Genomic DNA, 9,922 nt, shown 5'->3' on the forward strand with positions numbered 1-9,922 from the left:
AGCCGCTGCCAACGTGAAACGTCAAACTCAGACTTGATCCCCTTGATTGAGGCCGCGGCCTTGCTGACTTCGCGTTGCTCGAGCAGGTGGCAGGCCCAGACGCGATCAATGCGGCGCCCCGCCGCGAAGCAAATGCCGATAGCCGTACTCAGTCATCCAGCGAGCGCGAGCTAGGTGTGTCTGCCAGGCGCGCCGAGCACGCTCAGGCTCTTGGGCCGGATTAAGGTGCAGCACGATCCGCGCAACCTCTTTCCAATCGGCGCCGTCGGCTTCGGCATGGAGCAGGCGCAGGTAGGTGACCAGGTGCTCTTCGTCATAGCCGGTCAGAACGGAGGCGGTCGGTGCTTCGTCGGCGACATCCTGGTCAAGCAGGGGCTTCTGCATGGGCGACTTTCGCGGGCGAGATTCTGGCGACCGGAGCGTAGGCTAGATGCTGCACCGGCGAATAGATCCCAAATGCGCACCACGTGGTGCATCACCGGCATCCCCGGGCGCCCTGGCTGCTGCTGTGTCTCGATCGCGCCGGTGGCGGCTTGACATACAATGCAAATGCATTACATCGAAGAGTGTGCGACCCCCGGAGCCGGCCATGGCGAAAACGGCTGAAATTCTCGAAATCCCCGCCACCATCACTGAGCGTGGCCAGACGACCGTGCCCGCGGCAATCCGGAAGATGCTCGCGCTCGGCAAGCACGATCAGGTGGTGTTTCGCGCGCTTGCGGATGGCACCGTCGTGATCGCGAAGAAAGTGGCCCAGGTCGAGGATGGCGATCCCGTGATCGGCAAGTTTCTCTCGTTTCTCGCGCGCGACATGGCGAATGAGCCGTCGCGGATTCGGCCGGTGCCGCGCTCACTCGTGTCCCGCGGCAAGGACCTGGTCAAGGGCGTTAAAGTCGATCTCGACGCGCCGCTTGCGGATGACGAGGCGTGAGCGACGAAACGCTCGAAATCAACGGCTGGACGATCTACGCGCACCCGCTGTTTCTCGACCAGCTTGAGGCGATGATCGGCGCCGTCGAAAAAGCGCGGAAGAAAGACCCGCAAGGATACAAGAAGAAGCGCGCTACAAAACTACTCGCAGCCGTTCTCAAGGTCGCGTTCGAAGACATTCCGAGCGACCCGACGCGCGACGCCTACCGCCAGGGCGGCACGCTCGGCGACGCGTACAAGCATTGGTTCCGGGCAAAATTCCTACAGCAGTTCCGGCTGTTCTTTCGCTACCAGCAGTCCGCGGACGCGAAGGTGATAGTGTTGGCCTGGGTCAATGACGACACGACGTTGCGCGCTTATGAGAGCGCCGACGACGCCTACGCGGCGTTTCGCAGGATGCTCAATCGCGGCAATCCGCCCGACAGCTGGCCGGACCTGCTCGCGGCGGCGAGCGCAGATTCGGCGAAGCAACGGCTGGCTCGCGCCGCTCCCAAGACATAGCTCTCGCTCGGCCAGCAACCGAGCGTTCGCTGAGGTTTGGGCGGCTCGGCGGATGGTCGCGGAGCAACTCGCCACCCCGACGCGACGCAGGATCTCGTCGCGGAGCTAGGCCTCGCAGGGCTAATCGTGCTCCTGGTGCGGGATCGATAAAGCTCACTCTCCTCGCTTAGATTAATGTTCGTTATCGTATTCCAACTACGACTTTGGCCTCGAGTTTCAAACTGGTCGGTTCATACCCTCGTAGCAATAAGCTAAACAGCTCCATACCCGCGCCTGAGGCCCTGAGCGTGCGCACATCTGCTGGTGTCAATGCAGACGCGGCCCCGCCTTTCGGCGAGGCCGCTCTCGCGGGCCCTCAGTCCCGGCTGGGGCGGGACCAGATGAGCTGAAGACCTTCCTGGCCTTCCACCTCAATCAGGGTGGCATAGATTGGAGCCGGGAAGCTCGGGTCGTCCAGCTTGACCGAGAGGTAATCGCGCTCGGTGTCCCTGGCGGTCTTCTGCCAAGCCGCTCCCAGCTCGACATTACCGGCGAAGATGCGGAAGTGTGGTCCCTTGTCGGAGGGGTTCTCGACCCGCACCAGCTTGGCTTTGGCATTGAGGGCGAGGGTGCGAACCGTGCCGGTGAAGCCGTTGCCGGTCGAGGTGAAGGTGCCGATGGTCGCCATTGTGGTGTCCTTTTTCAGTTTCCGGGCCGCGCCCATCGCGGCCTCGATGGCTGGCGACAGACCGGAGGCGGTCGACCCGCACCCCGAAGGGGCCGGCACGCAGTAGAGGGCAGCCAGGGCACGACTTTCTTGTCTTGCGCGAGGAATGGACGCGCAGCGGTCCAGGGGAAGAAAGTCGTAACCGGCTGTTGCGGGGATAAGAGCGAGGCGGCGCTTAAGCGACGCCGCCCTTCGGTCAGACATGCCAATCAAGGACGACGTGGGTGTGCCAGAAGAAACGGCCAAGAACACGAACTGCGATCATCGAAACCTTGACCGAGGAAAGAACCCGATCACCGCTCACCGCACATCTGACAATTCCTCAAGCTTGCTGGTCGAGGCCCGAACCCGGAAGGTAAGCACGCTGCTCAGCCGTCAAGAATCACGCGACCCGCAAAGTGAACCCGCAGGCCGCGAACGAGATTTGCTCGGCAAAGCCGACGACCTGTGCAAAGCCAGAACGGCGGCCGCCCTCGAAGGAAGCTAGATCCCTGTCAGGTCGCGCAGCATGAGGAATAAAGGGGCCTCGACGTGGCGGCCAAGCAAAGGGGCCGCGGTCCCTGCGCTGATCGCCGGATAAGTGCGGGCCGGTACGCGCCGGCCCCAATCACGCTGTGCGCTCATCATGCTGCCTCCTCGACGTCAGCTGCTTTGGGCTGCAAGTCGTGCAGATAAGCGACGGCGCGTTGCGCATGCGCGGCAGCCGAGAAGATAAAGCGCTTCTCATTCGACAAGACCTCCAACCACGACTTGACATAGCTCGCATGATCCGGCCGCGGGTCGAGTTCGGGAGAGATCCCGAGATCCGCGCAGAGGAAGCAGCTGCCGAGTTCCGCAATCAATTCTTCGCGCGCGCGTTCGCTCCGATCCTTGCCGTAACGGCTGAGATCGCGATTGACGCGGTGAGCGGGAGCGGTCCAATGCACGGTCTCATGGGCTCTGACGGCAACATAGGAGGCCACGTCGCGGAAACTTTCGATCGGCGGCATCTGAATATGATCGGACGAAGGCGCGTAAAACGCCATCGAGCCGCCGTGCCGAACAATCGCCCCGGTGTTGGCAAAGAAAGCGTCGGCGTGCGCGTTGCGCTCGATCGTTGATGTGACGACGGGCGGCCGACCGTAGTAATGCGCGGGCAAGCCATCGATTTGATCGACGCAGAAGACGGTGTAGGCTTTGAGGAAGGGGATATCCCGTTCGATTTCGTCGCCGTGAGCGTCGGTCTCCGTTTTGGTGAAGCGGCTTGCATACACCACAGTGCTGCCGGTCTCACCCTTACGGACATGCGCGCCAAGTTCGCTGGCCTGCTTGAACGTCATCCAGATCGGCGAGCAGAAGCCGCGCGCGATGGCTTCTGACCAAAGCAGCAAGACGTTGATGCCCGTATAGGGCTGGCCGTTGTGTCGCAGCGGTCGGGTGATGCGGTCCTGCGCGGCGGCGATCAGGGTGAGACTCCAGCGACAATCAAGGTGAGACTGCGCCGATGGGGACGGACCGAAGGGAGGGCGCAGCCCGACCGGAGGACCGTCCCCATCGGCGTCGCGCGTTTTTGGACCCGTCTGGCGGCCGGGTGCGGCTGGTGCAAGCTGTTGGTTCGTCTCGACAAGAGGGAATCGATGCCTTGCCTGGCCTCCACATCACCGACCACCAGATGAGGCTGTACATGACGTACCGACTGACACTGTCCCCCGAGGCCGCCGCGGCCAAGGCGGGGTTCTCGAAGGCAAGCGCGTATCGAATCGAGGGCGATTGTCGCCCGCCATCGCAGAAGAAGACGCCGAGGGGCCGGCGCCGGTCCGATCCGCTCGGGCAGTATTGGGACGCCGAGATCGTTCCGATCCTGAAGGCTGCGCCCGGCATCCGCGTGATCGGCGTGCTGGACGAGCTGCGCCGACGGCATCATGACTTGAACCCGAACATCCGCCGCACGCTGGAGCGGCGCATCAACGCCTGGCGGGCGCTCAACGGCCCCGAACAGGACGTGATCTTCCGCCAGCAGCACGAGCCCGGCCGCCTGGGTCTGTCCGACTTCACCGACGTGAGCGCGCTCGGTATTACCATCGCGGGTGAGCCGCTCGATCACCGGCTCTATCACTTCCGGTTGGCGTTCTCCGGCTTCGAGCATGTCCATGTCGTGCTCGGCGGCGAAAGCTTCGTCGCCCTGGCGGAGGGCTTGCAGAACGCGCTGTGGGCGCTTGGCGGCGTGCCGCGGGAGCATCGCAGCGACAGCCTGTCGGCAGCATTCCGCAATCTGGCCGCCGACGCACGGGGGGATCTGACGCAGCGCTACGCCGGGCTGATGGGCCACTATGGCATGGCGCCAACGCGCAACAATGCGGGCATCGCACATGAGAACGGCTCGATCGAGAGCGCGCACGGCCATCTCAAGCGGGCACTGGAAGATGCGCTGTTGCTGCGGGGGACGCGCGAGTTCGCCAGTCTCGATGCGTACCGGGCTTTTGTCGACGAGATTGTCGGCCGGCGCAACGCCAACCTCGCCAAGCCGATCGCGCTCGAGAAGGAGGCCTTGGCGCCGCTGCCAAAAGGCCGCACGACCGACTTCGAGGAGAAAGTGATCCCGGTGACGTCGTCAGGCGGCTTCATCCTGCGGCGCGCATTCTACACCGTGCCTTCAAGATTGATCGGCCATCGCCTGCGTGTGCGCATCTTCGACGACCGGCTCGAATGCTTCCTTGGCGTCACGCCGGTCGTGACGCTGCGGCGCGGTCGGCCTGTGTCCGAGAGCCAGGGCGGTCATGTTGTGGATTACCGGCACGTCATCCATGCCCTGCGGCGCAAGCCGATGGCGCTCCTCAATCTCGTTTATCGCGACCAACTCTTCCCGCGTGCAGCTTACAAACGTCTGTTCGAGACCTTGCGGGAGCATGGTGATGACCGGCGCGCCTGCAAGGTGACGGTCGAGCTTCTGGCGCTGGCTCACGAGCGCGCCTGCGAAGCAGAACTCGCCGAGGTGATCGCGATGGATCTGGACGCCGGACAGTTACCCGATCTTGCCGCGCTGCGCGACCGCTTCCGACCCGAGGCGGCCTCGATCCCGCGTGTCGCCGTCAAGCTGGCGCCGCTCGACGTCTACGATGAACTCGCCTCCGTCAGCGTCATGTCGGGCCGCTCGAACCTGGGAGAGGCAGCATGACCGGTATCGCTACCTCCGTCGATGCTGCCCGTGTCGAGCTGCTTCTCAATGAGCTCCGCCTGCCGGGCGTCAAGGCGATCTGGCCGAAGCTCGCCGCACAGTCGGACAAGGAAGGGTGGCCTGCCGCCCGCTTCCTCGCCGCCCTTGCCGAGCACGAGGCGGCCGATCGCACCCGCCGTCGGATCGAGCGACACATGGTGGAAGCGCGTTTGCCCGCCGGCAAGACGCTCGCCACCTTCGACTTCGAAAGCGTGCCGATGCTATCAAAGGCACAGGCGATGGCGCTCGCCGCTGGCGACGCCTGGTTGAAGGCCGGCGCCAATTTGCTCTTGTTCGGTCCACCGGGCGGCGGCAAGACCCATCTCGGCACGGCGATCGGCCTGGCTCTCGTCGAGAACGGTTGGCGCGTTCTCTTCGCGCGCACCACTGATCTGGTGCAACGGCTGCAGGTCGCGCGGCGCGAGCTGGCGCTGGAGTCCGCGATCGCCAAACTCGATCGCTATGACCTCCTGATCCTCGACGACATCACATATGTGAGCAAGGATCAGGCGGAAACCAGTGTGCTGTTCGAGTTGATCGCCGCCCGCTACGAACGACGCTCGCTGCTGATCACGGCCAATCAGCCATTTGGCGAATGGGGGCGTATCTTCCCGGACCAGGCAATGACGTTGGCTGCCATCGATCGTTTGGTCCACCACGCCACGATCCTCGAGATGAACGTCGAAAGTTACCGTCGAAAAGTTGCCCTCGATCGCAAGCGCGGTCCAGGCCGGCCACCTGTTCACACGACCCCCAACGAACTCGACAAGACTGTGATTGACGCTGGCAGCGCCGCTTGATTGTCGCGCAGCGTCAATCAACGCTTGCCAAGTAGGCGGCCAGCGTCAATTATCTCCTGACTCGGCCGCCTCGTCTCATCTTGATTGACGCGCCGCTCTCATCCTGATTGTCGCGCTATACCGCGCAGCGAAAAGCATGTTGATCGTCTCTTCAATGAAGCCGAGCAGGCCTCCGATGAGGAGGACGCCGGCAGTGAAACGAACAATATCGCCGAACTTCCGGACACGGGCTTGCCACCCGTCGAAAACACAATGGGAAAGAAGCGCGGCCGCAAGCCGCTGCCGGGGAACCTACCTCGTGAGCGCGTCGAGTATGACCTGTCCGACGATCAGAAGGCGTGTCCTTGCTGCCGTGGCCAGATGCATCGCATGGGCGAGGCTGTCACCGAGCAACTTCATATCGAGGTGAAGGCGAAGGTTTTACAGAATGTGCGCTTCAAATATGCGTGCCGCCATTGCGATCGCACCGGGATCCACGCCCCTGTCGTGACCGCGCCGATGCCGCCGCAACCATTGCCGGGCAGCGTTGCCACGCCCTCGACGCTGGCGTTCGCGCTGGTTCACAAATATGTCGATGGCACGCCGCTCTACCGCCTGGCGCAGGCCTTCGAACGTGCAGGTGTTCCTGTCAGCCGCGGCGCTTTGGGCCACTGGGTGATTGGCTCGAGCGAGAAGCATCTGCATCGCATCTACGACGCCCTGAAGCTGCGGCTCAGATCACAACCTCTCATCCATGGCGACGAGACAACGGTTCAGGTCCTCAAGGAGAAGGACAAACGGGCCACCAGCACATCGTACATGTGGGCTTATCGCAGCGGCAAGGGCAGCCACGAGCCGATCGTTCTTCTGGATTATCAGCCGGGCCGCGGCCAAATCCACCCGCAAGCCTTCCTCGGCGATTACCGTGGCATTGTAATGAGTGACGGCTATACCGCATGGCGCACGCTGGAAGGGGCCACCCACATTGGATGCATGGCCCACTCCCGGCGGCGCTTTGTCGATGCCCTCAAAGCCAGGAAGAAGGGCGGCGGTCCGCCCGAGCAAGCGCTGCGGTTCTTTGAACAGCTCTACCGGGTTGAAAGGCGGGCGTGGGACGGAATACCGGAGAAGGGTGAAACACAGGCCTACTGCATTCGCCGCTTCCGCCAGCAACATAGTGTCCCCATCCTCAATGCTCTCAAAGTATGGCTCGATGACATGGCCCGAAGGTCTTGCCTGACAGCAAGCTCGGCGACGCCGTATCCTACACCCGAAACCAATGGGAATATCTGACGCGCTACACCGGGGACGGCAGCATGCCGATTGACAACAATCTTCTGGAGCGCGACATCAGGGTTTTTGCAACTGGCAGGAAGAGTTGGTTGTTCAGCGATACCGTGGACGGAGCCAAGGCCAGTGCCGTCGTCTATAGCCTGATGCTGACCTGCCGCGCCTCACGTGTCGAGCCGTTAGCGTGGTTGCGCCACGTCCTCACCGAATTGCCTCAGCGCGCCGGCGACGCCGATATTACAGACCTGCTGCCCTTCAACTTCCACAAAGCCGCCACTGCCTGAACGGCTCGGTATCGCCCGATACCAGGGCAATCCATCAAAACCGCCGGCGTGCGAAGAAAATCGCGCTTACACAAGAAGAATGATCAGGCGTTTGTCGAGCAGAAGAGTGGTGCCGTCGTCCGCCGCCTCATGGGCTATGGCCGCTTCGATGGCGTCGAGACGGCGCGTATGATGGGCCACATCAACTTCTTCCAACCGTCGTTCAAGCTGAAGGAGAAGCGTCGCGAAGGAGCTAAAGTGATCAAGCGCTATCATCTCCCATCGACGCCCTAAGAGCGTGCCTTAGCGCATCCCAAGGTGACCGCGGCCGTGAAGAAACGGCTACGCGATCAGTATCGCTCGCTCGATCCGGTCGCGCTGTTGGCAGAGATTCGCGCGATCCAAGAGGAACTAGGCAATCGCGTCGATCGTCGTGCCGGACAGGCGCGCGGCCCGCAACCCGCTCACACTAGCATCCTGCCAGCGACCGCAGCGACGTTCGCGAAGACGCTCGGCAAGAGCGTGACGGTCGGCGAGCCGCGTGCTACACACCGGCGAACTCGTCGACCCTATAAGACCAGAGTTCGCATGCCGTCCAAGCTCGACCCGCATATTGCCGCGATCGAAGCGTGGCTCGCAGAGCAGCCGCAGCTGACGGCACTCGCAATTGTCGGCCGGCTGCGCGAGAAACACCCCGAGGAGTTCGGAAAGAGACAGCATTCGATTGTGCAACGTCTGCTGAGGGCGCTCAGACGAAGGGCTGCCGAACGGTTGGTCGCCCAGGGCCCGCTCGACGACGCCACAACCGCTGCCCCATGGCCCGGGGCTGTGGACGGCCCGGGCTATGTAGGGCCCCGACCCGCCCACAGCCCCTCTCGTCGAGCAAGCCGGAAAAGCCACTTGGCGCGGCCAATCCTTCAAGGTCGTATCGACCAGTACGATGGCGCCATGAGGGTAACATTCGCTAATGCGGCAATACGCGAGCCAAAATTGGACACGCCGATTGACAAAGCGAACGTCCTTCTGTCGTTCCCGCGTGGATAAGAGGGACCGGCTTACCGTCATCAACGCCGTTTGAGGCAATGCGGTTTTGGCAACGATTTCGCCTGTAAGCGTCCCGAGCTTATCCTCAACGTGGACCGCCCCCTATATATCCACCTATTGCGGCAGCTGCCATCCCAACAACGCCGACAATTGCAAACACAACCCCCCAAAGCACGCCTCCCGAAGTAGCAGATGCTTCCTCAGGAGTTAGTTCAGTTAGACCCAAGGCTGAGATATCGGCCTTCATTGCTGTGTCCTTTCCAAATCTTAGGATGAGTGAGCGATGCTGGCAAGAAAATCAAGAATCGTGCCAACTGCATAGGAACAGCCCAGAAAAGCGTTCTGCTATCTATTCAACGGCTTAACTGAGTGCGGCGGCACGCCGCCGAACATCACCGTGTCACGGACGCGACAAAACGCCCTTACTAACCTACTCCGAGGCCCTCCGGCACGTGCAGGCTCAAGAGGCCAAGGGCAACATGGTGGCCTGGGTCATCGATCGCGCCGGAGCAGGCGCCACCAAATAGGAATGGTGATCACGCATCGGTCTGCAATTGATCGTAAGGCCGGCTCAAGCGCCTTGATTTGCACTGACGTCTATTTTGATCACGGCGTGTACCGACGCAGCCTCCACTTTTCCAACAATGCGTAGAAGCTGGCCTCAAACGCCTGCCGATCAATGACAGAGCTGGCCCCGGTTGTTTGGACAGAATTTCCGCGTTGATAGGTGGAGCGTCTGCCGTGGTTAGGCTGCCATGCGGAGCGGCAGCGAGTTGAAGTAGGCTTGATCCGGAGCGCCGCGGTCAAGGCTCGAGTGGGGACGCCGGCCATTGTACAACAAGGCTTGAGAACGCCCACGGGACCGTATGCCGTGAGGTTCTGTACCGGCATCACCCTTGGGCAGGCCGCGAGGTTTTCGTCCATGGTGTGATCGACAAGGCGGACGGCGTTGTTTTCCGCTGCACGCTGGATGGATCGGAGACGCGGCGTTTTCTGGAGATCCCATCCTGGATGTTCGACCGCGCGGCATGTGCTCGCGGTGGCAGCCTAACGGCAGAGCCCTTTGTCAGCCTGGAAGCGCTCAACGCGTTGTCGTCGCTTGTCGATTCAGCGGTCAAGAGCGCGACATCATCATGCAGCCTCCATGGTGATCGACAGCCGCCACGACAGAACCCGGCGGGTCGCCCAGTCCAGCGCCACGGCCAGATAGACGGTA

General features: G+C 62.3%; 10 protein-coding genes and 1 pseudogene. 6 read left to right on the forward strand and 5 right to left on the reverse strand.

The window, feature by feature from the left end; all coding sequences use genetic code 11:
* Window positions 1-105: 105 nt before the first annotated feature.
* On the reverse strand, window positions 106-384 hold the full coding sequence (locus HU230_RS43505) for a DNA -binding domain-containing protein (protein WP_166107013.1): 279 nt from the start codon (window positions 382-384) through the stop codon (window positions 106-108).
* 205 nt (window positions 385-589) lie between these two features.
* Here HU230_RS43505 and HU230_RS43510 point away from each other — a divergent pair, with 205 nt between their 5' ends.
* Window positions 590-931 (forward strand): type II toxin-antitoxin system PrlF family antitoxin, encoded by a 342-nt coding sequence (locus HU230_RS43510; RefSeq protein ID WP_207841091.1) that lies wholly within the window; start codon window positions 590-592, stop codon window positions 929-931.
* Window positions 928-1,431 carry a type II toxin-antitoxin system YhaV family toxin gene (locus HU230_RS43515; RefSeq protein WP_176396346.1) on the forward strand — a complete coding sequence of 168 codons (504 nt, stop codon included), beginning with the start codon at window positions 928-930 and terminating at the stop codon, window positions 1,429-1,431. The genes HU230_RS43510 and HU230_RS43515 overlap by 4 nt, the downstream gene beginning before the upstream one ends.
* A gap of 355 nt (window positions 1,432-1,786) precedes the next feature.
* Here HU230_RS43515 and HU230_RS43520 read toward each other — a convergent pair whose 3' ends face one another.
* Window positions 1,787-2,098 carry a DUF736 domain-containing protein gene (locus HU230_RS43520; RefSeq protein ID WP_029083789.1) on the reverse strand — a complete coding sequence of 104 codons (312 nt, stop codon included), beginning with the start codon at window positions 2,096-2,098 and terminating at the stop codon, window positions 1,787-1,789.
* A gap of 241 nt (window positions 2,099-2,339) precedes the next feature.
* Here HU230_RS43520 and HU230_RS43525 point away from each other — a divergent pair, with 241 nt between their 5' ends.
* The gene (locus tag HU230_RS43525) at window positions 2,340-2,624 is read left to right on the forward strand and encodes a hypothetical protein (RefSeq protein WP_156928855.1); all 285 of its coding nucleotides are present in this window, start codon (window positions 2,340-2,342) and stop codon (window positions 2,622-2,624) included.
* A gap of 136 nt (window positions 2,625-2,760) precedes the next feature.
* Here the strand turns inward: HU230_RS43525 and HU230_RS43530 are convergent, their stop codons facing one another.
* On the reverse strand, window positions 2,761-3,582 hold the full coding sequence (locus HU230_RS43530) for an ArdC family protein (RefSeq protein WP_224944662.1): 822 nt from the start codon (window positions 3,580-3,582) through the stop codon (window positions 2,761-2,763).
* 176 nt (window positions 3,583-3,758) lie between these two features.
* On the opposite strand from HU230_RS43530, the gene istA reads away from it, so the two are divergent.
* The 3 genes and pseudogenes from istA to tnpC form a co-directional block, all read left to right on the forward strand.
* Window positions 3,759-5,291: an IS21 family transposase gene (istA, locus tag HU230_RS43535; protein ID WP_420840935.1), complete on the forward strand. Its 1,533-nt coding sequence runs from the start codon at window positions 3,759-3,761 to the stop codon at window positions 5,289-5,291.
* Window positions 5,288-6,130 carry an IS21-like element helper ATPase IstB gene (gene istB / locus HU230_RS43540; RefSeq protein ID WP_176535476.1) on the forward strand — a complete coding sequence of 281 codons (843 nt, stop codon included), beginning with the start codon at window positions 5,288-5,290 and terminating at the stop codon, window positions 6,128-6,130. The genes istA and istB overlap by 4 nt, the downstream gene beginning before the upstream one ends.
* A 111-nt stretch (window positions 6,131-6,241) precedes the next feature.
* Window positions 6,242-7,683: pseudogene (gene tnpC / locus HU230_RS43545) on the forward strand (IS66 family transposase); the annotation flags it as partial.
* Window positions 7,684-7,749: 66 nt separating this feature from the next.
* Here tnpC and HU230_RS43550 read toward each other — a convergent pair.
* Window positions 7,750-7,938 carry a hypothetical protein gene (locus tag HU230_RS43550; RefSeq protein WP_224944638.1) on the reverse strand — a complete coding sequence of 63 codons (189 nt, stop codon included), beginning with the start codon at window positions 7,936-7,938 and terminating at the stop codon, window positions 7,750-7,752.
* Window positions 7,939-8,073: 135 nt separating this feature from the next.
* Complete coding sequence (locus HU230_RS43555) at window positions 8,074-8,382, reverse strand: hypothetical protein (protein ID WP_224944639.1); 309 nt, start codon at window positions 8,380-8,382, stop codon at window positions 8,074-8,076.
* Between the last annotated feature and the right edge of the window lie 1,540 nt (window positions 8,383-9,922).

The sequence above is a fragment of the Bradyrhizobium quebecense genome, from assembly GCF_013373795.3.
In the GTDB taxonomy this organism is placed as follows: Bacteria; Pseudomonadota; Alphaproteobacteria; order Rhizobiales; family Xanthobacteraceae; genus Bradyrhizobium; species Bradyrhizobium quebecense.